This window comes from uncultured Psychrobacter sp. (assembly GCF_947488565.1).
Classification (GTDB): domain Bacteria; phylum Pseudomonadota; class Gammaproteobacteria; order Pseudomonadales; family Moraxellaceae; genus Psychrobacter; species Psychrobacter saeujeotis.
In genome coordinates this window covers 120,328-146,764 of record NZ_CANKZC010000001.1, presented here as the reverse complement: position 1 = coordinate 146,764, position 26,437 = coordinate 120,328, and the positions used below count along the sequence as shown (strand labels likewise).

At 42.5% G+C, this 26,437-nt stretch carries 19 protein-coding genes; 13 read left to right on the top strand and 6 right to left on the bottom strand.

The features are described 5' to 3' along the window. Positions 1-547: 547 nt before the first annotated feature. Positions 548-3,364, top strand: a complete 2,817-nt coding sequence (aceE, locus tag Q0890_RS00555; RefSeq protein ID WP_299216120.1) for a pyruvate dehydrogenase (acetyl-transferring), homodimeric type — start codon at positions 548-550, stop codon at positions 3,362-3,364. Between the two features lie 24 nt (positions 3,365-3,388). Beyond that, complete coding sequence (locus Q0890_RS00550) at positions 3,389-5,131, top strand: 2-oxo acid dehydrogenase subunit E2 (protein ID WP_299216117.1); 1,743 nt, start codon at positions 3,389-3,391, stop codon at positions 5,129-5,131. Positions 5,132-5,288: 157 nt separating this feature from the next. Here the strand turns inward: Q0890_RS00550 and Q0890_RS00545 are convergent, their stop codons facing one another. Continuing rightward, entirely contained in the window at positions 5,289-5,921 is a 633-nt protein-coding gene (locus Q0890_RS00545) for an OmpW family outer membrane protein (RefSeq protein ID WP_299216114.1), read from the bottom strand. Between the two features lie 824 nt (positions 5,922-6,745). Here Q0890_RS00545 and Q0890_RS00540 point away from each other — a divergent pair. Beyond that, positions 6,746-7,726 (top strand): ion transporter, encoded by a 981-nt coding sequence (locus tag Q0890_RS00540; RefSeq protein ID WP_299216111.1) that lies wholly within the window; start codon positions 6,746-6,748, stop codon positions 7,724-7,726. Positions 7,727-7,752: 26 nt separating this feature from the next. Here Q0890_RS00540 and Q0890_RS00535 read toward each other — a convergent pair whose 3' ends face one another. The 3 genes from Q0890_RS00535 to Q0890_RS00525 all read right to left on the bottom strand — a co-directional run bounded on the left by Q0890_RS00535 (position 7,753) and on the right by Q0890_RS00525 (position 12,521). Then, the gene (locus tag Q0890_RS00535; RefSeq protein WP_299216108.1) at positions 7,753-8,409 is read right to left on the bottom strand and encodes a TerD family protein; all 657 of its coding nucleotides are present in this window, start codon (positions 8,407-8,409) and stop codon (positions 7,753-7,755) included. A gap of 41 nt (positions 8,410-8,450) precedes the next feature. Beyond that, positions 8,451-9,584 (bottom strand): WYL domain-containing protein, encoded by a 1,134-nt coding sequence (locus Q0890_RS00530; protein WP_299216105.1) that lies wholly within the window; start codon positions 9,582-9,584, stop codon positions 8,451-8,453. Positions 9,585-9,815: 231 nt separating this feature from the next. After that, positions 9,816-12,521, bottom strand: coding sequence for an ATP-binding protein (locus tag Q0890_RS00525; RefSeq protein ID WP_299216103.1), 2,706 nt, complete (start codon positions 12,519-12,521; stop codon positions 9,816-9,818). 290 nt (positions 12,522-12,811) lie between these two features. Between Q0890_RS00525 and rsmG the strand changes: the two genes are divergently transcribed. The 10 genes from rsmG (at position 12,812) to Q0890_RS00475 (ending at position 23,035) form a co-directional block, all read left to right on the top strand. Beyond that, positions 12,812-13,528 carry a 16S rRNA (guanine(527)-N(7))-methyltransferase RsmG gene (gene rsmG / locus Q0890_RS00520; protein WP_299216100.1) on the top strand — a complete coding sequence of 239 codons (717 nt, stop codon included), beginning with the start codon at positions 12,812-12,814 and terminating at the stop codon, positions 13,526-13,528. Positions 13,529-13,757: 229 nt separating this feature from the next. After that, positions 13,758-14,537 (top strand): ParA family protein, encoded by a 780-nt coding sequence (locus tag Q0890_RS00515; protein ID WP_299216098.1) that lies wholly within the window; start codon positions 13,758-13,760, stop codon positions 14,535-14,537. A gap of 136 nt (positions 14,538-14,673) precedes the next feature. Beyond that, a complete protein-coding gene (locus Q0890_RS00510) occupies positions 14,674-15,822 on the top strand; it encodes a ParB/RepB/Spo0J family partition protein (RefSeq protein ID WP_299216095.1) in 1,149 nt (382 codons plus the stop codon). A gap of 148 nt (positions 15,823-15,970) precedes the next feature. Then, positions 15,971-16,705 (top strand): MotA/TolQ/ExbB proton channel family protein, encoded by a 735-nt coding sequence (locus Q0890_RS00505; protein ID WP_299216092.1) that lies wholly within the window; start codon positions 15,971-15,973, stop codon positions 16,703-16,705. Between the two features lie 50 nt (positions 16,706-16,755). Continuing rightward, the gene (locus tag Q0890_RS00500; protein WP_299216089.1) at positions 16,756-17,187 is read left to right on the top strand and encodes a biopolymer transporter ExbD; all 432 of its coding nucleotides are present in this window, start codon (positions 16,756-16,758) and stop codon (positions 17,185-17,187) included. Positions 17,188-17,447: 260 nt separating this feature from the next. Further along, a complete protein-coding gene (msbA, locus tag Q0890_RS00495; protein ID WP_299216087.1) occupies positions 17,448-19,226 on the top strand; it encodes a lipid A export permease/ATP-binding protein MsbA in 1,779 nt (592 codons plus the stop codon). Between the two features lie 50 nt (positions 19,227-19,276). Beyond that, positions 19,277-20,443 carry a tetraacyldisaccharide 4'-kinase gene (gene lpxK / locus Q0890_RS00490; RefSeq protein ID WP_299216084.1) on the top strand — a complete coding sequence of 389 codons (1,167 nt, stop codon included), beginning with the start codon at positions 19,277-19,279 and terminating at the stop codon, positions 20,441-20,443. Between the two features lie 109 nt (positions 20,444-20,552). After that, positions 20,553-21,380 (top strand): 3-deoxy-manno-octulosonate cytidylyltransferase, encoded by an 828-nt coding sequence (gene kdsB, locus Q0890_RS00485; protein WP_299216081.1) that lies wholly within the window; start codon positions 20,553-20,555, stop codon positions 21,378-21,380. A 108-nt stretch (positions 21,381-21,488) separates the two neighbouring features. Beyond that, a complete protein-coding gene (locus Q0890_RS00480; protein ID WP_299217960.1) occupies positions 21,489-22,598 on the top strand; it encodes a DNA polymerase III subunit delta' in 1,110 nt (369 codons plus the stop codon). Between the two features lie 89 nt (positions 22,599-22,687). Beyond that, positions 22,688-23,035 (top strand): PilZ domain-containing protein, encoded by a 348-nt coding sequence (locus Q0890_RS00475; protein WP_299216078.1) that lies wholly within the window; start codon positions 22,688-22,690, stop codon positions 23,033-23,035. A gap of 103 nt (positions 23,036-23,138) precedes the next feature. Here Q0890_RS00475 and ppk2 read toward each other — a convergent pair whose 3' ends face one another. Both ppk2 and Q0890_RS00465 read right to left on the bottom strand, forming a co-directional pair. Further along, positions 23,139-24,152, bottom strand: a complete 1,014-nt coding sequence (ppk2, locus tag Q0890_RS00470; protein WP_299216075.1) for a polyphosphate kinase 2 — start codon at positions 24,150-24,152, stop codon at positions 23,139-23,141. Positions 24,153-24,419: 267 nt separating this feature from the next. Continuing rightward, positions 24,420-26,153: an acetyl-CoA C-acetyltransferase gene (locus tag Q0890_RS00465; protein ID WP_299216072.1), complete on the bottom strand. Its 1,734-nt coding sequence runs from the start codon at positions 26,151-26,153 to the stop codon at positions 24,420-24,422. Positions 26,154-26,437 lie beyond the last annotated feature (284 nt).

Genomic DNA, 26,437 nt, shown 5'->3' with positions numbered 1-26,437 from the left:
TATTTCTATATATATTATTTAATATCTTATGTTAGAAGATATGTAATATAGCTTCCATATATATGGCTACCAACGGTTGATTCGACACGATGAAAGTTCCGTTAACTATAGAATAAATACAATGGATGTCTAAGCATCATTAGGATATAGATACAAAGAACGAAACGTATATTTTGCTAACATTTTAAAAAAAACTAATCGCTATTTATTTACAAAATACTTGTTATGTTGTCATTTCTCTACAGCCATAAACATTTAAGTAATAAGCGCTTATAATGGATGCCTATAATTATTTTATGATCATACCTATAGACATTTTGAGTATGGTTGACAACTGATTTTAACAATCAAAGTAAATATATGATTGATATTGTATTTGTGCTTATTGGTTGTTCAATTACAAAGAAAATTTTTCATATACTTGCATAGGACAATGGAGTGCTTGAGCGCAGCAAGGACGTCGTAAAGTAACCCATCTCTCATCACATATTATTTAATAACCCCCTACCATAAGGTGGGAATGACTGATATAAAAGGACAAACAAAGATGAATTATTATAAGGATGCTGATAGCACCGAAACGCAAGAATGGTTGGATGCGTTTGAGTCCGTCATCAAGCACGCTGATAAGGACCGTGCCCAATTTTTGTTAAAAGCGCTGTATAACATGGGCGTACAAGAAGGCCTGCCATTTAATCGCCTTGATACTGCTTATATCAACACTATTGCGGTTGAAGATGAGCCAATGTATCCCGGCGATTTAAGTATTGAGCGCAAGATTCGCGCCTTGATTCGTTACAATGCCTTGGCAATGGTAATGCGCGCTAATAAAAACGACGACGATTTGGGTGGTCACTTGGCCTCATTTGCGTCTAGTGCGACGCTTTATGAGACTGGTTTTAACCATTTCTTCCGCGCCGCTAGTGACCACTTCGGTGGTGATATGATTTACTATCAAGGTCACTCAGCCCCTGGTATTTATGCTCGCTCTTATTTAGAAGGTCGTCTGACTGAAGAGCAACTTGATAACTTTCGCCGCGAAGTAGGTGGCAAAGGTCTATCTAGCTATCCACATCCATATTTGATGCCGGACTACTGGCAGTTCCCAACCGTCTCGATGGGTCTGGGTCCGATCATGTCAATTTATCATGCGCATGTGCATCGCTATATGGAAAACCGTAAATTGCTTGAAAAAGAAGGCCGTAAGATTTGGGCATTCTTAGGCGATGGTGAAACCGATGAGCCAGAAAGCTTGGGCGCCATCTCACTTGCTGGCCGCGAAAAACTTGATAATCTGATTTGGGTCGTCAACTGTAACTTACAGCGTCTTGATGGTCCGGTACGTGGTAACGGCAAAATCATTCAAGAGCTAGAGTCTGTATTCCGCGGTGCTGGCTGGCGAGTGATTAAGGTCATCTGGGGTGGTAATTGGGATAGTCTACTTGCTAATGATGATACTGGTGTGCTGAAACATCGTATGGAAGAAGCAGTCGATGGCGAATATCAGCTTTACGAAGCCCGCACGCCTGACTTCACTCGCGAACATTTCTTTAATAAATATCCTGAATTAAAAGAAATGGCAGATGAATTAACGGATGAGGATCTCTCACGTTTGAACCGTGGTGGTCACGATCCTATGAAAGTGTATGCTGCATTTAGTGAGGCCATGAAAACCAAAGGTCAGCCAACCGTTGTATTGGTTAAGACAGTTAAAGGTTATGGTTTATCCACCACCCAAGCGGTCAATAAATCACATCAAGTTAAGAAGCTTGATCAAGAAGCGTTGGTGTATTTCCGTGATCGTTTTGATTTGCCATTTACCGATGAGCAACTAGAGACCCTGCCATTTTATCGCCCTGAAGAAGGTTCAGCGGAGATGAAGTATCTCAAAGGTCGCCGTGAAGCGTTGGGTGGTCATTTGCCAAATCGCCGTAGTGGTCATATCCCGCTTAATATTCCTGAGTTATCGATTTTTGATCGTGTGCTACAAGGCAGTAAAGGTAAAGAGCAATCGACTACCATGGTATTTGTACGTCTATTATCAGCAATGTTAAAGAATAAAGACATTCAAGACCGCGTGGTGCCTATCGTACCTGATGAAGCGCGTACCTTTGGTTTAGAGGGTATGTTCCGTCAATTGGGCATTTATTCTGCCGTTGGACAAAAGTACACGCCAGAAGATAGTGAAGCCTTGATGGGCTATAAAGAAGCTATCGATGGTCATATGTTAGAAGAAGGTATCAATGAAGCGGGTGCGATGAGTGCATGGATTGCTTTGGCAACCAGTTATTCTGTCAATGCGCTGCCGATGATTCCGATGTATATTTACTACTCAATGTTTGGTTTCCAACGCATTGGTGATTTGGCTTGGGCGGCAGGCGATTGTCAGGCTCAAGGCTTCTTATTAGGTGCAACTGCTGGCCGTACTACCTTAAACGGTGAAGGTTTGCAGCATCAAGATGGCCATTCGCAGTTACTATTTAATGTGGTACCTAATTGCGTGACTTATGATCCTTGCTTTGGTTATGAGCTGGCAGTAGTGATGCATGATGGTCTGCGCCGAATGTATGGCGAAGGTGAGCGTGTTTACTACTACTTGACCTTAATGAATGAGAACTATGAGCAACCTGCGATGCCTGAAGGAAGTGAGGAAGGTATTAAACGTGGCATGTACTTGTTAGAGGACAATGGTTCAACTCAAGTTCAGCTGTTAGGTTCTGGTGTGATCTTGCGTGAAGTCCAAAAAGCATCAAAAATACTAAAAGATGAGTTTAATATCACATCTAACGTATGGAGCGTGACCAGCTTTAATGAGTTGACTCGTGATGGTATGGCTTGTGATGATTACAACCGTTTGCATCCTATGGAAGAAGAAAAAGTCTCATGGGTAACAGAGCAGCTTGCGCCGCACGAAGGTATCGTAGTCGCTGCAACTGATTATATGCGTAATTATTCAGAGCAAATCCGTGCATGGTTACCAGATAACCGTCCTTACACCACGCTTGGTACAGATGGCTTTGGACGTTCAGACACGCGTGAGCAACTACGTAGTTTCTTCCACGTTGATGCAGCCCACATTGTAGTAGCTACACTCAAATGCTTGGCAGATGAGGGCGAAGTTGAGATGCGTTTGGTAAAAGATGCTATTTCAAGCTTTGGTATTGAAGTAGATCAGCCGCCAGCATGGCAGCAACAGCCTTATTATGATCATTTCCCAGATGCACCAGCTCCAGCATCTGATAATGTCCACCCGAAACCTGTACCTGAGTTTGTCGGTGAAGACGATGACGAAATCAGTAATGAAGGCCGTGCTGAAGATCAAGCCGATGCCAATTTACTCAATGATGGTGACGTCAAAGAATAATACCTATAGACAAGGAGAGAAAGGATGGAAATTAAAGCCCCCGATTTGGGTGTCGATAGTGCCGAAGTCAGCGAGATTCTGGTACAGGTTGGCGACATCATCGAAAAAGACGATAATATCGTTTTATTAGAATCAGACAAGGCCTCGGTAGAAGTACCGAGCTCTGCTGCTGGTAAAGTGACTAAGGTTAGTGTTGCTGTCGGCGATCAAGTTAGCGAAGGTATGGTACTTATCGAGCTTGAAAGTGATGCGGCAGACGCAACAGATAATAACAACCAAGACAAATCTGACTCAAGTAAAGACAGTGAGGCAAGTAAAGATAGCGATGAAGGTAGTAAAGAGCCAGAAGCTAAGCCTACTGCTGAGGAATCAAGTAAGTCTGAAAGTAATAATAAACCTGCAGCTACAGCGTCAGGATCGGCGTCTACCTATCAATTACCAGACTTAGGCGTTGATGAAGCACAAGTAGCTGAAATTATGGTTAGTGTGGGCGATACGGTCACCGCTGATCAGTCAATATTATTAATTGAGTCTGATAAAGCCTCGGTCGAAGTGCCAGCACCAGAAGATGGTAAGATTGAAAAAATCTTGGTACAAGCGGGTGACATGGTCGCCAATGGTCAAGACTTTATTGTCATTGTTGGTAGTGGCACGAATGATAGTAGTGACGAGCCTAAAGCCGACGCGTCAACGACTTCTGAAACGGCAAGTCCAAATAAGCAAGCTTCGCAAACGTCAGGTGAACCTAAGCAAGCGCCGGTTAAAGCAGATGCTGATAAAGCGAGTGCTGCTACAAATACAGCAAGCAACAAGTTAAGTGAAGCTGAAGTTAACGAAAAATCAGCAGAAGTATATGCCGGACCTGCTGTTCGCAAGCTTGCTCGCGAACTGGGTGTAGACATTACCAACGTAACTGGTACTGCGCTAAATGATCGTATCTTAAAAGAAGATCTGTTCGCACATGTCAATAAGCTGATGACCAACAAACAGCAAGTCGCATCAGCTAGTGGTGGTAGTACGCGTGCAAGTTTGCCTGCGCTGCCAGACATGAGTAATACTGAAATTTGGGGCGAGACTGAAATACAAGACCTTACTCGTCTACAAAAGGTCTCGATACCGCAGCTTAATTACAATACCTACCTGCCGCAGGTTACTCAGTTTGATGTATCAGATATTACAGAGACTGAAAAGCTACGTGGCGAGCTAAAAGGCGGTATGAAAAAAGAAGGTATTGGTCTGACTATTTTAGCCTTCATCGTTAAAGCAACTGCCTATGCGCTTACTCAGCATCCGCGTTTTAACAGTCATCTAAGTGATGATAATACGCAAATTATCTTGCGTAAAAGCGTCAATATGGGTATTGCAGTAGCGACTGACGACGGTCTGATTGTGCCAGTGATTAAAAATGCGCAAGACAAAGGCATCAAGCAAATTGCGATTGAGATCGGCGAGCTGGCTGTAAAAGCGCGTGATAAAAAGCTTAGCACCAAGGACTTGCAAGGGGCTAGCTTTACGATTTCGAGCCAAGGCGTTTTGGGTGGAACGTCTTTTACGCCATTGGTCAATTGGCCACAAGTAGGTATATTGGGTGCTTCAGAAGCAACAATGCAGCCACGCTGGAATGCGGATAAGCAGACCTTTGAGCCACGCTTGATGCTACCATTATCATTGTCTTATGATCACCGCGTGATTAATGGTGCTGATGCGGCCGTATTTACTCGTTATGTTGCAAGCTTGTTGGCTGATCCGCGTCGTATCTTGCTATAGAAAAGCTCATTGAGTAGTTATGAGTAGTATGTTTAAAAGATCGTCTACGGGCGGTCTTTTTTATGGTATTGATATCTTTACACCAATCATCAGACACAAAAAAGCCAGCAATCAAGCTGGCTTTTAAGGTGTGTCTTTATCTTATGGCTTCGTTAATTTAGAACTGTTTAACGAAAGCTACGCCATATACCCAAGGACTGATGTCTACTTCACCAATGTCAATGCCGTTTAAGCTAGCATCTGTTTTAATATCCATGTAACGAGCGTCAATACGGAAAGACTCTGTCTCTGCAAATGGAATATCAAGACCAATATGACCGGCGATACCAACGCTATCATCTAACTCTAAATCGTTGCCATTACCAAGATAGATTCTTTCTTTAAAGAAAGTCGTGTAGTTGACACCCACACCAACAAATGGTTTTACGTTCATTGGCATGTTATAGCCATCGAAGTGATACTGTACAGATAGAGTAGGCGGTAAATGCTGAGTTTTACCTTCAATTTCATTATCATTAGCATCAGTTAAAGTGATGTCATGGTGAAACGGAACAGCAGCTAGCAATTCAACCCCGATATTGTTTGCAACAAAGTACTCGCCGCTGACCGTTGGACGAATATCGCTGTCTACATCTACAGAGTAGGCATCATTTAATACTGTACCGTTATCGCTTTTTGGATCAACCATATGGGCGCCAGCAGCAACGGTCCAAGTACCAGCAGGGACAGCAAAAGCAGTAGTCATGGTAAGTGCAGTAGCAGCTGCTAAAACTAGGGATTGTAGTTTCATCGGGTGGTTCCTTGAACTAATAAATGATGGAAAGTAAGTATTCAATGAGGGATTACATGAATTACTTATAAGGAATAATCACACTTATTTTATAAAATGTAACTAACTTGTTTCATTATAATACATATCCCTTACTAAGAGTAGGGCTGTGAAGCGTAATAAGCAAAATACCTGATATATGGTAGTAAATAAGTCTTTAATAGTGAATAACGTCTATTATCTAACCAATAGTATCCAAATATTATTCATAACGTGAAAAGTTAGAAATAGAGTAAGTCTTTAGAATTTATGCAAATTATCTGTGGTAACAGATAAAAGAGTGTTATAGGCTATATATATTGATTTTAGTCGTTATTCTATATTCTTATCTAATATAGATAAGAATATTTTAGACAACGAAAAGATCTATTAAAGTATTTTTATAAAGTAGTACAAGTGACAGGAGCGACAATATATTTATGACAGGCTATTGTAGTAATTCTCCTATGCGTTGTACAAACGCATATTCATTGATTATATTGAATCAAGCTGATAACAGCTGTTCTGAATGCGGGTTATCACTGGTGCCTGCAGCAAGCTCAAGTAGTAGCTCTCGGATGGAACTACAGTTTTTGCATATAAGTTTGGCTATTACTATTATGTTACTACTGGCTTTGATATATATATCGTATGCAAATTTTGTATGATTGATTCGTTTATTGTAGAAGCGACCTTATTCTTATATACGTAAAATACGTATGTCTGTTCGCTCGTTTAATAAATTAACCATTATATTTTTTACTTTTTATTCATTCAATCACGGTATTTTACCGCATAGGGACGGCATGCTATTCCAATCTATACGGCGCCTGCGTCACTTTGTATACGATGTCTTGCAAAATGATGATCACGATACCTTATTTAGTCGTTATGTTGATTATTTTTTAATCTTTTTGATCATGACCAACGTCGCAGCAGTGATTGCTGAGTCCGTTGATCAATGGTATTACCCTTATCAAGAATACTTTACGTTGTTTGAAAATTTCTCAATTGTGGTGTTCTCTATTGAGTATTTATTACGTTTTTGGAGTGTGGCTGAAGCCAAGCCAGATAATACTACTTGGCGTCAACGCTGGGAGTGGATAAAAAGTCCATCAGCTTTGATCGATTTGATAGCGATTGTTCCTGCATTTTTAAACTTCTTTGTCAGCTTCGATCTGCGTTTTCTTAGAATCCTACGTCTGTTTAGAATCCTAAAGCTCACACGTTATTTTGCCTCAATGCGTATCTTACTAGTTGTTATTAGTAAAGAAAAAGGCTCATTCCAAGCCGTCATTTTTATTTTGATAATTATGATTGTAACGGCATCTAGCGGTATTTATTTAGTAGAAAACCACGCGCAGCCAGAAGAGTTTGAATCGATACCTAAAGCGATGTGGTGGGCTGTTGTCACACTCACAACTGTCGGTTATGGCGATGTGACGCCAATTACCAATGCAGGTAAGATATTAGGGGCAATCATTACTATTTTAGGTGTGGGTCTGGCAGCATTACCAGCTGGTATTTTGGCAACAGGTCTCGCCAATGAGCTTGCCCAGCGACGAGATGAGCTTGAGCAACACTTTCGTGAACAGCTAGTAGATGGTGATTTTGACTTAGTGCAAAACCAAGTAATGATTGATAAGATTCGCCGTGAGCTTGGATTGGATAAAGAGCAAGCACAAGATATCGTGTTGCAAGTCCTACGTGAACAAGAGCTTGAGCGCCGCGAACAAGAAGTGCGCAAAAAGAATTTTTGTCCTAATTGCGGAGAGCCATTGGAATAGCGTTTTTCTTGATAACATTGTGAGCTTTAATTGGTGGTATGCAGTGCTGGGATGGGCAAAGCACGTGCAAGCTCATGTGCAACTTGTTGAGCCGCTTTTTGTAGGTCAGTTTCAGAGAGTGGAAGATTCTGTAAGGTTAAGTGCCAATCATCAATATCACGGCGCAAACCTGCGACCCAAACTGCACTGCAATCACGTGGCAGTTGCTTGAGATTGACCTTAAAAGCGTAGTTGCCTTCGTCGTCGCTTAGATGGATCTCGCCGGCCTCTATCTTGCCAAAAGGTTCGCCATGATATGAGCTTGCAAGCAGACCTATATGACTGATATGAGATGGAACCTTATCTAGATACAGACGGATCTGTTCTTGATCCATTGGCGCATTGTACAACGCTTGCTCACCACGATCTTTGCCATTGAGACTATCGCCTTGATGACGGATAGACTCAGCTTTATCGCGCAGTTGTTTAAACCAGACCATATCACTGATCGTGCAATTCTCGTCGTATAGTACGCAAGCAATATCGATATCCATTGCGCTTTGACTCTTTTTAAAGCGCTTCATCATACCTTTGGATTCGGTTTTAGTAAATTCGTAATTGAGCGAAAAAAACAACATATCGGCAGTAAAGCCCAACGTGCTTAAGCTTTTTGAAAGTAGGGGTGATGAGGCGGTAGATGACATGGTATTCCTTTTTTTTACTCAAATTTTTATTGATTATTTTGTTACTCATTGTCTGATTTTTTGTCCAAGACTACTTGATAAAGAAGCGGCGGCTTGGCCTCTAATAAGCCTTTCCCAAAACCGCGCAACCACCAAACCAGTTGTGAGGTCAGATTAACGGTCGCATGAATCGTTAAAGTTTCATCGTCATTAAACACCACGATTTGATCGTCACTCAGCTTACTTTCTGTTAGACTTTTGCCAGCCCTTTTGGTGAAGCGCAGTTCAATAGGGGTACTTTTACCTCGATCAGGCAGCTGACTCAATAAGGGATGTGTAAAGCCCATGCTACCGGCGTCCAGATAGCTGTCTAAGTGAAAGTCATTTGGTGTCACTGCAGTGCTATCTAGTATTTCAACACTAGCAAATCGATGCAGCGCAAAGGTACGGATAATGGCTTCTGGATCATCGGTTCGAGTGGCGAGCAAATAAATAATCACGCCACGTTGAATGATGGCAATAGGATTTAAGACATACTCACTGGCCTCTGACTTGTTACTGCGGGTATAACAGGCTTTGATCTGTAGTTGATAAAACAGCGCATGATAAATATTGTCTTTACTGTCCAAATCAATATGCGGCGCAATTAATGGCTGAGTTGCTGTTTCAATGCGTACGCGATCTATCCATGAGTGCGTGACTTTGCTATTTTTAAGCTGTCGCCGCGCCAGATCAAACCATGGGAATAGTTCATCTAAAATAGCTGGCGGAAGTAGCTGAGTAAGATTTGCTTCCACCATATTAAAGGCAACCGCTTGCGATAAATTCATATGTGGTAAGCTTTGCAGCGGAGCGTCGTCTTTCCAGCGCCAGCCTTGCGGGTTGGCGTTATTTTTTTCAATTGGAAAACGTTTGGCCAAAGCGTTCAAATCTCTTTGTACTGTACGTAAGCTGATATCGAACCCGGCAAGCTTGAGCTGCTCATAAATATGTGTCGTGCCCACCCAGCGGTTGCGCTGGAGCTGTGACAACACTTGCCATTGCCGCGCAGTAGTCGCCGCTCCATGACGGCTAGCCGCTGTATCGTTCGCTACATTCTCCGTTTCTTCGGTAGCTGATAAAACAGGCTGTACTGTCTGCTCATCAGGAGCGTTAGAGGTAGAGAGTTCTGTTGCGTTAGCGTTTTGCGCAGTCATTGAGAGATAACCTATATAGAGTCTGTCATAAACAGTAACATGTTAAAACATAGCTTGCTTGGCATAAAAGACGTTTATCATCGCAGAAAATAGCGTAAGCGTCTAGAAGGTTTAAGTTTGGCTTTTGAAGATTGTCATCCAGCAATCTTCTGAATGATTTTAGCGAAAGAGTTTTAACACAAAGTATGAATGCAAATGATTGTCGAAGAGGAGGATACTCGGTTTGCATCATCATTGACCGTCATCAGCGTTCTCGCTTTTACGCTGTTTTTGTTTATCCTTTTTCTTACGACGTTTAGATTTACGTTTCTTGTTGGCCTTCTTTTTAGATTCTTTTTCTTCAATAGGCTCACCTGTATCTTGATTGTCGTCCCATATCATCAATCGGCGCAAGACTTTACCAAATAAGGTGTCTTTACGATAACGACCTTTTTTATTCATTGTATCGATCGGCAGGCCTGTCATGAGTGTTAAGGCTTCACTAATCGTATGTACGCCATAAATAGAAAAGTCACCAGCCTTAACTGCGGCGATAATATCATCTCGCAGCATCAATTGGCTGACATTGGCCATTGGTATCACCACACCTTGTTGACCTGTCATACCTTGCTCGCGACAAGCATCAAAAAAACCTGCAATTTTAGCATTAATGCCGCCGACGGCTTGCACTTCACCTAACTGATTCATAGAACCTGTAATAGCAAAGGATTGGTTGATAGGTACATTCGCTAAAGCTGAGAGGAGCGCGCAAGCTTCACTGACTGTCGCGCTATCGCCATCAATATGAGCGTAGCTTTGTTCAAAGGCTAAGGAGGCACTAAAATTTAGCGCATGATGTTGACTAAATAGCGCACGTAAGTAACTGGTCATAATCAACATACCTTTAGCATGTAAACTGCCGCCCAAATCGACATCGCGCTCGATATCGAGAATCTCACCAGCACCAATGTTGGGTTGAATCAAAGCAGTAAGACGTGCTGGCATGCCAAACTCACTATCAGCATAGCTGACGACAGTAAGAGCGTTGACTTGACCGACAGCCTCTCCTTGAGTATTGATGAGTTGTTGGCCGTTTTTTAGCTCATCCCAATATAGATCACGCAAGTATCCTGAGCGCTCATCCATGTCACTGATGGCTTGGACGACATGACTGGCATCGACGATGCTCTTTTCATTGAGGCGTGCATGACGGTTCGACTCGTGTAAGAGCTTGATGAGGCGGTCACTGTGCAGGCTAAGACGGTCTTGATCTTCAGCTTGTAAGCTTAAATGCTCAAGAAGAGTAGTTTGTGCGCTATTGTCAAAAGGATATAGGTTGGCATAATCGATAATATCCGCCATTTTGGCGACCAACGCCAGCTCATGCTCAGCTGTACGTGTCACATCATCATGGAAGTCAGCACGAACTTTGAACACAGCATCAAATTCTGGCTCTAGCTCCAGTAGTTCATAATATAAATCTGCTTCTCCAAGCAAAATCACTTTAACATCAAGATCGATTGGCATCGGTGCTAGTGATAAACTGCCTGTTAAAGTCAGCATTTGCTCAAGACTAGACAACTTAATTTTACGTGATTGTAGAGCGCGCTTTAGACCTTGCCAAGCATAGGGATGCTCAAGTACGTGACTGGCCTCAAGCAGCAGGTAACCACCATTTGCTCGGTGTAGTGCGCCAGCTCGTATCATACTGACATCGGTAGTCACTGTGCCCAATTGGGTGATTTGCTCGACATGTCCCAATAAATTAAGATGAGTAGGCAGATCTTCAAAGATGACTGGCACGCCGCTTTCAGGCTCATGATTTACCATGACATTGACAGCGTAACGGCTAGGGGTAGTTGCTAGTACAGCAGGAGTAAACTCTTCATCATCGCCATTAACGATATGTTCAACATGGGTCACCATATCGTCGAATATCGCATTAAGATAATTCATAACAGCGGGTAGGTCAGCAAACAGCTCTTGTATGGGGGCAAATAAGGGTTGTAACGCACGGCGAGCAATACTACGATGTAACGCTTCTATTGCGTCATTCGCTTCATCTTCTAGCTTTTCTAAAGCGATAGTGAGCTGGCTAAGACGCTTTTGCATGTGATTTTTTTGTGTAAAGCCATGCAGCTCAGACTCATAATCACTTTGTGTGGCAGTATTTCTTGGCTCAGTCGTCTCAGTGGATGTGGATTTAGAGGCAGTAGATGTCGTTTTATCATTTTCCTCTATAGGCAGTTGGCTTGGATGCACAAACATCGCTTTATTATCAACTGCGCGAAACGTCAACGCCAAGTCGTATTGTTTACCTTCAGCATTTAGGGCGTCGTAAGCAAGGCTCTCTTTTTGGTGCGTGTCGTTTTTTATCGCCTCGATCTTACTTTGATATTGGTCACTACGAAAACGTTGACTGAGACGTTTTTTTGCCTGTGTCCATAAGTCGCTAATTTGCTGTTGTAATAATACCGCTTGTCCAGCAGGCAACCGTATCGCTAGAGGGGTACGAGGGTCAGTAAAATTGTGCACGTAGACCCAGTCATCTGGCGTTGGTGCATCCATAGCGATGTGCTGTAAGAAACGGCTGATAATGGTACGTTTACCAAGCCCATTTTCGCCAGCAGCAAAGACATGATAGCCACTGGCTTTTATATCCAGCGCAGTGTGCAAGGCTTTAAGCGCCCTTTTTTGACCAAAACCAATGTCCAAATCGGGTGCAGTACGGGTGTCAGTAGGCAGGATATCAGCAGCACTATAACGTTTCAATTGCTTGGCGGCGATAAGACAGCGTTGATCAACTGCTCTAAATATCGGATGAGGTAATGAAGTATCTTGTTTGTCATCTGTATACTTTGCTTTTACTGATATAGGATCTGTCACAACAGTAGGGGTTGTTATCAGGTCAATATCGTCTGAAAGTTGCATTGTAGAGGCAATCGGCTGTTCGGTCATAGGCGTATGGTCATTCATCATATAATAGTTTAAAAGGTGATAAGTTTTAATAACGATATCTTACAAGATATCTTAGTATTTTGAGTCATATGAACATAATACTAAAGTAGGTAATAACAAAACGGCAATTCTATATAAAGACATAAAAAATAAAAAGATAAGGGAATAACCCGCTAATCTTAGCGCTGATAGTATAAGATGATGGACATTAGCGCAATCTGCAACTATTCAATATGTGGCCTGCATGATAAAATAGAAGGTTCACGTGCCAAAACTGGATGATTCGCCATATGTCAGCTTCTGCTAAAACCTCTTTACCTTCTACGAGCATGAGTAATACAAATATAGATGCTGCTGGTTTTACAAAACTTGGTAAGCAGTTGCCATTGCTTGCTGATATTTTGGCTCAAGCAGTGCAAGAGCTTGGTCTAACGTTGAGCCAAACGCAGCAGCGCACGTTATTATTGTACTTAGATCAGCTTTTACTATGGAATAAAGCGTATAATCTGACCGCGATTACGGATCCAGTCGAAGCCTTAATTAAGCACGTCATTGATTGTCTGGCTATTATACCGTATTTGCCTCAAGGGTCGCTGCTAGATATCGGTACAGGAGCGGGGTTGCCTGCAGTTATTATCGCGATTTGTCAGCCTGAACGCTCATGTACTGCACTCGATAGCAATCAGAAAAAGATTCGTTTTATCAAGCAAATTAGTAGTGAGCTTGGTTTGAGTAACGTGCAACCAATTGCTGCACGTATTGAAGCACATGAAACGACTTATGAAGTGGTCACTTCTAGGGCGTTTGCAAGCTTAACAGACTTTGTTGAAGTGGCGCAGCCGCGATTGGCGAATGGTGGTCGTTTGTACGCTATGAAAGGCAAAACGCCAACGAATGATGAGCTACAAGTTTTAGAAGAAAAATGGCAAATCAAAACCATTATTCTTGATGTGCCACGTTTACATGATAGTCGTCATTTGATTGAATTGTCTGCCAAAAATGACTAAGCTATGAGCACGTTGATAACTGGGTGACATTTAGTATGGTCAGCTCGGTGTATATTTAACACAATGGCTAAAACGTGAGACCTTAATCTTAAGGTTTTCGTGTGATATTTTGCGTAAATTATAATAAAATTACGAACAGATTTTTTGTGAAACATGACAATAAGAATGTAAAACAAAAGTTTATTAAAGCGAAAAAGAGCAACAGACCTTAATCAAATTGAGTAAGTGTATGGAAATCATAGCAATTGCAAATCAAAAGGGTGGCGTTGGTAAAACGACCACGGCGGTAAATTTGACTGCCAGTTTGGCGGCTAAGCGTAAGCGCGTACTGCTGATTGATTTGGATCCACAAGGTAATGCTACTAGTGGTACTGGTATTGATAAAAATGATTTAGAATTGACAATAGCAGATGTGCTACTTGATGATGTCTCATTACAAGATGCGACTGTTATGAGTCCGGCAGGTTTTGATGTGATTGGAGCCAATCGTGAGTTGGCAGGTATGGATGTCACATTAATGGGGCAAACCAACAGTCATGAGCTATTGCAGACTGCAATGACCAATTTAGTAGAGGCTCAGTCCAGCTCTAAAGAAGGACCCTACGACTATGTCATTATGGATTGCGCGCCAAGTTTAAACCTGTTAACAATTAATGCTTTGGTAGCCACTGATGGCGTCATTATTCCGATGCAATGCGAGTATTATGCATTAGAAGGTTTGGCTGATTTATCGCAAACGATTGAACGCTTAACCGAGCTCAACCCTAAACTGTATATTCGAGGGGTGGTAAGAACGTTGTTTGATGCACGCAACACGTTAGCGCGCGATGTGTCTGCCGAACTCGAAGCTCACTTTGGCGACATTATGTACAAAACTCATATCCCAAGAAACATTCGCTTGGCCGAAGCGCCTGCGCATGGACTACCAGTGATTGCCTATGAGAGATGGTCAAAAGGGGCGCGCGCGTATCAAAAACTGGCAGCTGAAGTGATCAAACAAAGCCGTTAGCAGAGGCTAACATTAAGAAGATATAGCAAGCGTAATCATCAGCTAGCTGAGCGATAAAGTACTAAGTTGCGTATTTATCAGTGAGCATTTATTAATAAACATTTGGCTTTTATTTAGCGTTAGAGGATAGGTAATCATGGCGAAAAAACGAGGATTGGCTGCCAATCGAGGTTTAGATGCCTTATTAGGATCAATCAAAAAAGAAAAGCAAATTACCGCCTCTGCTTTGCAAGACGATTCTGTTACACATGATAGTGACGATACGGTTGCTGCCAGCTCTAGTGCTCAGACATCAGAATTATCTACTGCGCAGAGCAAAATTCAGACGACAAAAAATAATAAAAAAGTAGCTACGGACACAAGTGAGCCTACCACGCCGCGTACTACCCGTAATAGCGTAAAAACCCGTCATAATTCTAAACACAATACTAGAACCACAAGCGATGGAATAGATAGTGGTGCCTCTGAGGACCAAATCAGTTTGGTACAAATTGCAGTAAGCCAACTGCAAGCAGGTAAATACCAACCTCGCCGTGATATGAGTGAAACGGCGTTAGCGGAGCTGGCATCTTCTATCGAACAACATGGAGTGATGCAGCCTATTGTCATCCGGCCGCTACTTGCAAATGAGGATAAAAGTACAGTCGATGTGACTCACGAAATCATCGCAGGCGAGCGTCGTTGGCGTGCAGCAAAAATGGCAGGTAAGCCTGTTATTCCAGCAATTGAGCGTGCTTTATCTGATGAGCTGGCGATTGCACTTGCTTTAATTGAGAATATTCAACGCGAAGATTTGTCAGTCATCGAGCAAGCAGCAGCATTACAGCGCTTTCATACTGAGTTTGGCATGAGTCATGCAATGATTGCAGATGTGGTAGGCAAAGCGCGAACGACGGTATCAAATTTACTACGTCTTAATCAGTTACATGACACGGTAAAAGATCATCTGGCAAATAACGCTTTAGACATGGGACATGCGCGTACGTTATTGGCGTTATCCTCTGAGCAGCAGCCTATCATTGCACAAAAAATTATTGATGGTGGAATGACTGTAAGAGAGGCTGAAAAGCTGGTCAAGTCAATCTTAAATCCTGTATCCAAAGCCGATCGTACTGAAAAATCACAGTCTCACGATGCTGAGCGTTTAACGCAGCACCTCACAGATATGCTAGGGGCAGAAGTAAAACTTAAGCATAAAAAAGATGGTCAGGGTAGTGTGGAGATATTTTTTCACAATCAAGATGAGCTTGCAGCGTTAATCAAACAGCTAGAAGCGCAGCGCTAATGCACTCATTGAAACTGACGTATTAAAAACAACATACTTAATCAGTGTGTCAATGTTGTACTGTGGTACATGCTGCGCTAATAATGACTCTCATTACATAATGGTCGTAAGCTTTTGGACGTTTTAGATAAGTTATAAGAGAGTCATTATGTGGGAGTTGGTAAAAGCAGGTGGTTGGCTGATGATGCCAATCGTCATATGTTCGATAGTTGCGCTTATCATTATCATTGAGCGCAGCAGTACGCTACAGTTTAGTAAAATCGTACCTGGCAGATTACGTGAACAACTAATAACGCGCCTACGTGAAAATGGCGATATTGGTCGCACTCAGTTAATGAATGTTAAAGAAAAAACCCCATTGGGCGATATCTTGGCGACAGGATTGGTATATCGTCAGTATGGTCTAGACTCAATGACTATGCACATGCAAAATAGAGCCAGTGTACAGATACATCAGCTCGAAAAAAACATTAATATGCTCGGTACAATAGGAGCAATTGCTCCACTACTTGGTCTATTGGGTACTGTACTGGGTATCATATCTTCATTCTTAGCCATTACAGATGGTGCGATGCAGGATCCTACTTTGCTGGCCGCCGGTGTCTCGCAAGCTTTGATTACCACGGCAGCTGGTATGGTCGTTGCGATACCAGCGCTCGTCGCTTATCGCTATTTTCAGCGCCGAATTGTAGATATTAATGCTAGGTTTGAGACTGAAGCTGGACTAATGATTCAAGAGCTTTACGACTATCAGCTCTTGGCTGATGCTCATTTACCGCTCAATCAACTGTCCGCTACGATAGTAAAAAGCCAACATACAGACGATGAGCAGTTAGGTGATACATTGGGTTTTGATACTGAAAATACGCACCAACCTGCATAGAAGATACTTGTATTTTCGCCTTCTAGCCTTACGTCATCAGAGAATTAGCCATGCGTTTTAGAAAGCCTACCGTTGAACCACTAGAAATCAACTTAACACCTATGATTGACTGCTTACTGTTTTTGATCGTGTTTTTGTTATTAGCAACGTCATTCAACCACTTTAGTCGCTTAAATATAGTTTTGCCTGAAGCGGAAGGTGTGGCACTCGTTGAGCCAGCCAACAGTATTGAGGTGGCGGTACAAGAGGATGGCAATTATATGGTCAATGGTATGAGCCTTGCTAACAATAGTGAGGCTGAGCTGACCAATATGTTGCAACAAGAAGCAGGTAATGAGCGGGACATTTTGTTTGTTATTGCTGCCGATGCCAACGCCACTCATCAATCTGTGGTAAAAGTGATGGATATTGCGGGCAAGCTAGGCTTTTTAAATTTGAATATCAGTACGGTTATGCCGCTCGGTCAAACATTGCCACAGTAGGCAGTGGTGAGCTATTTATTTTCTCATTACTATAGTTAGTTCGCTATAAAAACGATACAGTGAGACTGGTATAAATTTTTTGTAGCCTCTGTCAGCGTAGACACAGCAAGCAAGAAAAATTTATACCAGTTGCATATTACGTTACAATGTATCGGTTTGATTCGGTATCGACTATACATCCATATTCTTTTGCATGTAATGACGCTGCCAATGCGATGAATGTCATAAATCCATCTACCAATATTTGACCCGAGGCTTTTATGAGTCAATCTGACGTAACTAAAACCTCTGCCAATCTTAAACTTGAACAGCCATCAAGTCCGCCTAAGCGTAAGACGTTGCTGCGTCTGTTAAGATATTTAAAACCCTACTGGTGGGCACTTCTTTTAACCGTAATAGGGTTCGCTATCAATGCGGCAACAGAGATCTGGATTGCCAAACTATTACAATATATTACCGATGCTATTAATCAAAACGATCAAGCAAAGCAAAATTGGTTTCCTGCTTTGATTATTGCACTATTCTTTGTGCGCGGTGTTGGTAGCTTTTTAGGTAACTATTATTCTGCATTAGTCTCACGGAATCTGGTTTACGAGCTACGGGTACAAGTGTTTAATAAGTTATTACGCTTGCCAAGCTCTTTTTATCTGGCCAATCCTGCAGGAACCATCTCCTCCAAACTAATCTTTGATGTCGAGCAGGTAACGGCGGCTAGTACCGATTCTATGAAGACTGTGTTGCGTGATGGTTTGACAGTCGTCGCTTTGATTGGTTTTTTACTTTATAGTAACTGGCGCTTGACGTTGATTTTGTTTTTGGTATTGCCACCGATCTTATGGTTGATTCGTTTTGCCTCTAAGCGTTACCTAAAGCTGTCCAAAGGTATCCAAGAAACCATGGGTGATGTGAGTCACATCACTAATGAAGTAATTGGCGGTTATCAAGTAGTAAAAAACTATGGCGGGCAAGCTTACGAGGCTCAACGCTTTAACGTCACATCAAAAAAGAATCTGCGTCAAGGTATGAAAGTGGTCGTTACCAATAGCATCAACACTCCAGCGGTGCAGCTGTTGATGGCAATGGCGATGTCTGTGGTAGTCTGGCTTGCTCTGCGCCCATCGGTGATTGACAATATCTCGGCAGGCGAGTTTATATCTTACATTGCAGCAGCAGGTCTTCTGAGTAAACCTGTACGTTCATTGACCGATGTCAACCAAAAACTGCAAAAAGGTATCGCTGCAGGTGAGTCTATATTTGCATTACTTGATGAGCCTGAAGAGCGCGATACGGGTACGCTTAGCCCCTCATTATCAGGTGAGATTCAGTTGGATCACGTCAGCCTAATCTATCCTGATTCAACTGTCGCGTTGCAGGATTTTAGCTTAAATGTACGAGCAGGTGAGACTGTCGCCTTGGTTGGTCGTAGCGGTGCTGGCAAGTCATCCTTGGTTAACTTACTAACGCGTACCTTAGCCACAACTTCAGGGCAGATTACGATGGACGGTATGCCTATTGAAGACATTACTTTAGAGAGCCTGCGTGCGCAAATTGCTATGGTTAATCAACAAGTGGTACTATTTAACACCACCGTTTTTAATAATATCGCCTATGGTAGTTTAGCGACCAAGTCGCAGGCTGAGGTTGAAGCTGCTGCTAAAGATGCCTTTGCTCATGACTTTATCATGAAAATGCCACAAGGCTATCAAAGCCAGATTGGAGCAGAAGGCTTGCAGCTGTCTGGTGGTCAACGCCAGCGCCTATCGATAGCACGCGCCCTATTAAAAGATGCGCCAATTTTAATATTGGACGAGGCGACCAGTGCGCTTGATAATGAGTCAGAGTATTTTATTCAGCAAGCGCTCGACAATGTCATGAAAGATCGTACTACTTTAGTCATTGCACATCGTCTTACAACGATTGAGTCAGCAGATCGTATTGCCGTGATGGACGGCGGGCGCATCGTTGAGATTGGCACTCACAATGAACTTATGCAAAAGCAAGGTTATTATGCGCAAATGTATGATCGAGATTTTGAGTAATAAACAGTCTGGGTTATAAATCACGGGCAAAACTGGATGGATGCTAAATAATGAGTATTGAGACGACAATTACTCGTGCTTGGCAGCGAAAAGCAGCGTGGCTTTGGTTGCTATTGCCTATTAGCTGGCTATATGGTTTGCTTGTTTTTTTGCGTCGTCAGGCCTATAGATTAGGAATGTTGTCAAGTTTTCGTGCGCCTGTACCAGTTATGGTTATCGGTAATGTTACGGTTGGCGGTAGTGGCAAAACCCCTTTAATTATCACTTTGGTCAGTTATTTGCAACAGCAAGGGGTAAAGGTTGGTGTGATTAGCCGTGGTTATGGCGGCGATACATCCCAAATGCCAGCGTTAGTAACCAAAGAGAGTTTGCCAAGTACAGTAGGCGATGAGCCGTGTTTGATTGTCAACACCACTGCTGCACCAATGGCAGTATGCCCAAACCGCAAGCAGGCAATTACGACTTTGCTAAACGCGCATCCTGACTTACAATTAATTATCGCTGACGATGGTTTACAGCATTATGCGTTGCAACGTGATATCGAATGGATAGTAGTAGATGTTGCACGTGGATTTGGCAATGAGCAGCTATTACCGACAGGGTTTTTACGTGAACCGATAGCGCGATTAAAGAATACAACCGTTATCTATCATGAAAAACCCAACGGAGTATCGGCTCTTAACGATAGTGAAAACTTAGCTCAGCGTTTAACGATGCAGTTACAGCCAGATGAGTTATATCCTTTGCTATCTGTTGATGAATTAGTCGAGTTGAACGCCGCAAAGTCAGCCATACCTTTGTCAGCTAACGCAGTACCGTCAAAAGGTGATAAGGTACATGCGATTAGTGGTATCGGCTATCCACAGCGCTTCTTTGCCACACTGAGCACGCTTGGTTTTGATGTCATAGGACATCCTTATCCAGATCATCATAATTTTAGTCTGACCGAGCTACTGCAATACACTGAGCATCCTATGATTGTGACGACTAAGGACGCTGTAAAAATTCGAACAGTGCTATTAACAGAGATAAGTAAGATAAATGCTATAAAATCGAATGAATCCATTGACAGTCACAATGGCAATGATATTAGAGCCTTGATAAACAGGCTATGGATACTACCTGTGACTGCCACACTATCTGATACTTGCTATCAGACATTGCAGCAGCAATTGACCGCACTCGACATCAACATGGCTACGTCAAGTCACAGTTAAGATTGTCGATGCATATAGTTGTTTTTATATCTAAGCGTTCGTCTAAATTACCCGCTTATTTGTATATTAGCTATTTAAATTTATGAACTGTTTGTTATAGGAATTATGTATGTCATCCGCTTTAGCATCCGCCAAAACTCATATCGTTATTCCTGCGCGCTTTAAGAGTACACGTCTACCAGGCAAGCCTTTGTTAGATATTCATGGTAAACCTATGATACTTTGGGTCGCTGAAAAGGCTCAAGCCGCGCATTTTGCCGATGATATGTGTATTGCAACCGATGATGAGCGTATCGCTAAGGTTTGCTCGGATGCAGGGTATGAAGTGGTAATGACAAGTGCTGATCATGCTTCAGGCACAGATCGTTTGGCTGAAGTTGCGACGATCAAAGGCTGGGCTGATCATGATATCATTATTAATATGCAAGGAGATGAGCCATTAGTACCGCCGCTCTTACTACAGCAAGTCAAAGACTTATTGGTACAAGATGATGACAGCGTTATGGCGACTTTATACGAGCCTATTGAAGATTATCAGACGTTCATAAGACCGTCGGTGGTCAAGGTTGTGAGTGCGATCATTGGTGACACCCAGCGCGCGCTGTACTTTAGCCGTGCCCCAATTCCTTGTGATCGTGATGTAGCGTTGACAATGGCTGCCGGTAATTTAGATATAGCAGAGCTACCCGCCCCAAAAGAGGCTTACCGACATTTAGGATTGTATGCTTATCGGGTAAGTTTGTTACAACAATTTGTCCATTGGTCTCAAACACCGCTTGAAACGCTTGAGAGCTTAGAGCAATTACGCGTGTTAGAAAATGGTGGCAACATAGCTATTGCGGCTGCAAAAGTTCAGCTACCTGCTGGCGTGGACACGCAAGAAGATTTGGATCGTTTAAATGCAATGAGTGTCAATAAGTTTACAAGCAATACATAATAAATAGCCTAAGCGTTTACTTAGCAATTGATATTTGAAAGTGTTTATAAGATAAGTAACAAGCTTAGTAAATTTTAAACAAAATAGTAGGCAACAAGCGTGAATCATATGACAGACAGTATTTATTTTGCGCCACTATTACCATGGCAGCAAGCATTGTGGACGCAGCTTACAAGTCGTGTACTATCACCGCCCCATAATTTGCCGCATGCATTACTTGCCGCTGGTATGCAAGGAATGGGTAAGCGTGCTTTTGTTTGGCGACTGATAGCTTGGCTATTGTGTCAAGAGCGTCAGCAGTATCCGCTTGGAGCCTGTGGTCAGTGTCAAAGTTGTCAATGGCTTAGATCTGGTACGCATCCAAGCTTACAAGTATTGCCTATTACCAGTATGCCTATCAGCACTGAAAGTCAGGAAAATAACCAAGCTGTCAGTAATAATAAAAAAACGAAGACCAATACCAAGTCGGTAAAAGCAACCAATGTTGCTGCGTTGACAGTAAAGGTAGATGATATTCGCGCATTGCAACCCTTTATCTACCAAGGCGGACAGGGGATGCGCATTTGCGTGTTAGATCATGCTGAAAAAATGACTATCGCTGCCGCCAATGCGCTTTTAAAAACGTTAGAAGAGCCGCAAGCACAAGTTCATCTGTTTTTAATCAGCGACGTGCCAGCAAAGCTACTGCCAACGATTAAAAGCCGTGTACAGCAGTTACCATTGCAGGGAGTAGAGCCAGCTATTGCAAATGACTATGTGGCTCAAGAGCTTGGCAACACGATCAATCGTGAAGTAGTGAGTTCGATACAAATTACGCAGTTGTTACAGCTAGCAAATGGTGCACCGCTTGCAGCAATAGAGTTGGCAAAAGCTACCTGGTATAGTAAACGCGCTCTATGGTTGACCACATGGCAAGCGCTACGTAGTGGTAAGCGTAGCAGTATAGCGGCCAGCGACTATTGGCAAGCCGAGGTTGATCTACCAGACTTTCTCAAGCTGACTGAGCTTATGCTAATTGATGTTCGGCGCGTTTGTCTTGGTCTTGATAGTAGTCAAAAAGATATTGCTCTATTAGCCGCTTTAGAAAAATATCAGCCTACAGACAACGCATTAGAAACATTGCTAAGCCAGTTGCGGCAAACAAAAACAGCCCTTCAACAAAATGTGCAAGAAAAATTTGCTTATGATAAGCTGATGCAAGACTTGGCTTATCTATAGAATCTACCTGAGCATATAGACTCTGTATAGTAAAACTAAAGTGACAATCAAGCGATATCTAACCGTATATCAAAATTAAGGATTTTATTATGGCAATGCCAGGACGTGGCGGTATTATTACCTGTCATATTGAAGATGTCGAAAAACTATATGCCAGCTATTTATCTTTTGTAGATAATGGCGCCCTTTTTGTACCTACCAACCGTGTACAGGAGTTGGGCGATGAAGTTTTTATCGCTATTACTTTACCCAATTCTAGCGAGCGTTTACCAATGAATGGTAAAGTCGTTTGGATCAATCATAAAGCACAGGCCAACCGTCCTGCAGGGTTTGCCGTCCAAATCGGTACGGACGTTGCGGGACAAAAGATAAAGCATGAGGTTGAACGTTTACTAGCAGGCAAGATTGATAGCCAGCAAGCGACTTATACTATGTAATATAGTCTATAGTGTAATATAGACTATATTGTGAAACAGACTATAATAAATCACTTTATATAAATAAACGTATTACAAGCTATCAATATAGTATTACAATGGTCTAATAACGGGGTGGAACGTACATATCGTCTGGAATAGGCTCTCGATAATATTCGTCGTCACGCTTACGTTCAGGTAGTTCTACTTCCTCGCGCGGCACTTCTTTGTAAGGTATTTGTTCGAGAAGATGAGCGATGCAGTTTAGACGCGCACGTTTTTTATTATTGCCCTCAACGACCCACCACGGTGCTTCTGGAATATGAGTACGCTCAAACATAGTCTCCTTGGCTTTGGTATAATCTTCCCAACGACGCCTTGATTGCAAGTCCATTGGCGACAGCTTCCATTGTTTAAGCGGGTCATGAATTCGGCTCATAAACCGCGAATGCTGCTCGTCATCGGTAATAGAAAACCAATACTTGACTAGCCTAATACCGGAGCGTACGAGCATACGCTCAAACTCAGGCACAGATTGAAAAAACTCCTCGTATTGTGCATCGGTACAAAAGCCCATTACACGCTCAACACCGACACGGTTATACCAACTTCGATCAAATAATACAATCTCACCAGCGGCGGGCAAGTGCGCCACATAGCGCTGAAAATACCATTGTGATTGTTCACGCTCGGTCGGAGCCGGCAGGGCAGCAACTCTACAAACACGGGGATTGAGACGTTGAGTAATACGCTTGATAGCGCCGCCTTTACCTGCTGAGTCACGCCCTTCAAATATGACAATGATGCGCTCACCGCGATCGACTACCCAATCTTGTAACTTGATTAGCTCACGCTGTAAGCGCACCAATTCTTGAAAATACGTACGACGAGCAAGCTTTTCTTGCTCTGTCATCTCAAGTCCGTCAAAACGAAAGTCACGTACATAATCATCTATTTCATTTTCAAGCTCTTCATCATAAGCGTCGATTAAATCCTGATGCATTTTACGGCGTAGCTCATCGTTGAAGACTTCTTTATCCATGCGTGTAATAAAGTTGCTTTGTTCAGGTTTGCTTAGCTCATTGTGTTCCTGCGGTGTTAAAGACTTTGGGTCAATTGCCGAGGGAATCTTACTCATAGAAAACTCCTAATAACTATTCTTATCATTGTATTCATCATAGTCTCTACTTTAGCATATCTGTTGATGAAGCTAATCGATGACTGTGCGATGACTGTGTTCTATTATTGTGCAATGTAATCATGAATTGCTCGTTATCGCGCTAGCAGATTTGTCACTGCATTTAAAAATAGGGGAGCATAAAAAACACCCTTTAATCAAACGATTAAAGGGTGTCAAAAATTCAAAATATCTAAGCTATTTGTCTATTAAGCAAATAAACACCAGTTATTTTTCTAGGATACAAGTGACGCCTTGACCGCCAGCGGCGCAAATCGAGATAAGCGCACGACCTGAACCTTTTTGATCTAGTAGCTTAGCTGCTGTTGCAAGGATACGTCCACCAGTTGCCGCAAATGGATGTCCAGCAGCAAGTGATGAACCATTGACGTTTAGTTTGCTACGATCAATAGAGCCCAGCGGTGCATCAAGACCTAGGCGCTCTTGGCAAAATGTCTCATCTTCCCAAGCGGCAAGGGTTGATAATACCTGTGAAGCAAAGGCTTCATGAATCTCGTAGAAGTCAAAGTCTTGTAGAGTAAGACCTGCACGCTCAAGCATACGCGGTACTGCATAGGCCGGTGCCATCAATAAACCTTCTTTATTGCCAGATTTACCAATAAAATCAACAGCTGCTGTTTCTTGATGAACGATATAAGCTAAAGGCTTAAGACCATGTGCTTCTGCCCATTCATCATTGGCTAGCAGTACACAAGAAGCACCGTCAGTTAGTGGTGTTGAGTTGGCCGCTGTCATGGTTGGGTTGGCATTCTTTTTACCAAATGCTGGTTTAAGCTTGCCCATTTTTTCAAGAGTAGAGTCTGGACGTAAGTTATTATCGCGTGTCAGACCCTTATAAGGCGTAATAAGATCATCAAAGAAGCCTTCATCGTAAGCACGTGCCAAGTTTTTGTGACTATTAAAAGCCAATTCGTCTTGATCTTCACGGCTGATGTTCCATTCAAGAGCGGTAATCGCTTGATGCTCACCCATAGATAAGCCAGTACGCGGCTCGCCGTTTTGTGGTGATTCAATTAAGTCTTTTGGGTTCAAACCCATCAGTGCTTGCAAACGCTGTTTGTTGTTTCTTGCCGCTCCTAACTTTAGGATGACTTTACGTAGGCCATCACCAACCGCGAGGGGCGCGTCTGAAGTCGTATCGACACCGCCTGTGATGGCAGAGTCGATTATTCCTAAAGCAATTTTGTTGGCTGAGGCAAACGCAGATTGAAGGCCAGTGCCACAAGCTTGCGAGACATCATAAGTAGGTGTGTGTGGGTCTAGAGCAGTATTTAGAGCCGCTTCGCGTGTTAAGTTAAGATCACGGCTAAGCTTTAAAACGGCGCCAGCGACCACTTCACCCACACGCTCATCTTGCAAATTATAACGTTCGATAAGACCGTTAAGTGCAGCGGTTAACATATCAATGTTGCTAGCATCAGCATAAGGTCCATTTGAGCGAGCAAATGGAATGCGATTGCCCCCTAAAATGGCAACGCGATGTTGGCCTGAGCTTAGTTTGGTAGCGCGGCTCTTTTTAGAAGCAGTATTTGGCTTGCTAGTCTTAGCAGCTGCCTCATCGGTATTATCATCAGCACGATCCTCTGATTTTACTGATTGGTTTTGTGTATTGTCTTCATGCGTTTTGGCCGCTTCAGACTTTGCTGTAGTATCAAATACATTGAGGTCTTCTGATTCACTCATATTAGACTCATTAACTAAATCTTCTTTAATTTTTGCTTTTTTCTGTGCTTGATCGTTTTCAGAGTTGTCATCAACTAGATTGCCGTCAGCATCAACAATATCAGTGGCTTTTTTTAACTCAGCAATTGAATCGTAATGGTCATTGTTCTTTTGGACATCTTTTTGTGATTGAGGGTTTTTCTGTGTGTTGTCCGCTGCTGGAGTGTTACCTTTGATAACTGTACTCTCAACGACTGGGCTATTCTTTTTGTTACTCATAAAGTTATCCTTAAAACGAGTGAATGTAGTAGATAATAAGGTAATAAAATATTGTCATAAACAAGGTAGGTCATCAATATAGAAGATGGTAGCCGTTTATCGTAATAGTTTTTACCCTGTTATTGTATACCTTTGGCAATCCAGGTAACAAAGACTCAAATTTACATAAGCCAAAAATACATAGACTGAGCAGTATTGCTTATTAGTATTGCCTAAATGGCTGTCTGATAATATATTGTTATCAGTATATGAATGAGTCATAACTTCTAGGTTTTATTTTAGCA

Excerpts from the sequence above, each read along its gene's own strand:
- Q0890_RS00535 (WP_299216108.1), bottom strand. The coding sequence starts at position 8,409 with ATGTCATCTACCGCCTCATCACCCCTACTTTCAAAAAGCTTAAGCACG.
- Q0890_RS00545 (WP_299216114.1), bottom strand. The coding sequence starts at position 5,921 with ATGAAACTACAATCCCTAGTTTTAGCAGCTGCTACTGCACTTACCATG.
- Q0890_RS00540 (WP_299216111.1), top strand. The coding sequence starts at position 6,746 with ATGCTATTCCAATCTATACGGCGCCTGCGTCACTTTGTATACGATGTC.
- Q0890_RS00465 (WP_299216072.1), bottom strand. The coding sequence starts at position 26,153 with ATGAGTAACAAAAAGAATAGCCCAGTCGTTGAGAGTACAGTTATCAAA.
- rsmG (WP_299216100.1), top strand. The coding sequence starts at position 12,812 with ATGTCAGCTTCTGCTAAAACCTCTTTACCTTCTACGAGCATGAGTAAT.
- Q0890_RS00505 (WP_299216092.1), top strand. The coding sequence starts at position 15,971 with ATGTGGGAGTTGGTAAAAGCAGGTGGTTGGCTGATGATGCCAATCGTC.
- Q0890_RS00475 (WP_299216078.1), top strand. The coding sequence starts at position 22,688 with ATGGCAATGCCAGGACGTGGCGGTATTATTACCTGTCATATTGAAGAT.
- Q0890_RS00500 (WP_299216089.1), top strand. The coding sequence starts at position 16,756 with ATGCGTTTTAGAAAGCCTACCGTTGAACCACTAGAAATCAACTTAACA.
- Q0890_RS00530 (WP_299216105.1), bottom strand. The coding sequence starts at position 9,584 with ATGACTGCGCAAAACGCTAACGCAACAGAACTCTCTACCTCTAACGCT.
- Q0890_RS00550 (WP_299216117.1), top strand. The coding sequence starts at position 3,389 with ATGGAAATTAAAGCCCCCGATTTGGGTGTCGATAGTGCCGAAGTCAGC.
- msbA (WP_299216087.1), top strand. The coding sequence starts at position 17,448 with ATGAGTCAATCTGACGTAACTAAAACCTCTGCCAATCTTAAACTTGAA.
- Q0890_RS00480 (WP_299217960.1), top strand. The coding sequence starts at position 21,489 with ATGACAGACAGTATTTATTTTGCGCCACTATTACCATGGCAGCAAGCA.
- ppk2 (WP_299216075.1), bottom strand. The coding sequence starts at position 24,152 with ATGAGTAAGATTCCCTCGGCAATTGACCCAAAGTCTTTAACACCGCAG.
- aceE (WP_299216120.1), top strand. The coding sequence starts at position 548 with ATGAATTATTATAAGGATGCTGATAGCACCGAAACGCAAGAATGGTTG.
- Q0890_RS00515 (WP_299216098.1), top strand. The coding sequence starts at position 13,758 with ATGGAAATCATAGCAATTGCAAATCAAAAGGGTGGCGTTGGTAAAACG.
- lpxK (WP_299216084.1), top strand. The coding sequence starts at position 19,277 with ATGAGTATTGAGACGACAATTACTCGTGCTTGGCAGCGAAAAGCAGCG.
- Q0890_RS00510 (WP_299216095.1), top strand. The coding sequence starts at position 14,674 with ATGGCGAAAAAACGAGGATTGGCTGCCAATCGAGGTTTAGATGCCTTA.
- kdsB (WP_299216081.1), top strand. The coding sequence starts at position 20,553 with ATGTCATCCGCTTTAGCATCCGCCAAAACTCATATCGTTATTCCTGCG.
- Q0890_RS00525 (WP_299216103.1), bottom strand. The coding sequence starts at position 12,521 with ATGACCGAACAGCCGATTGCCTCTACAATGCAACTTTCAGACGATATT.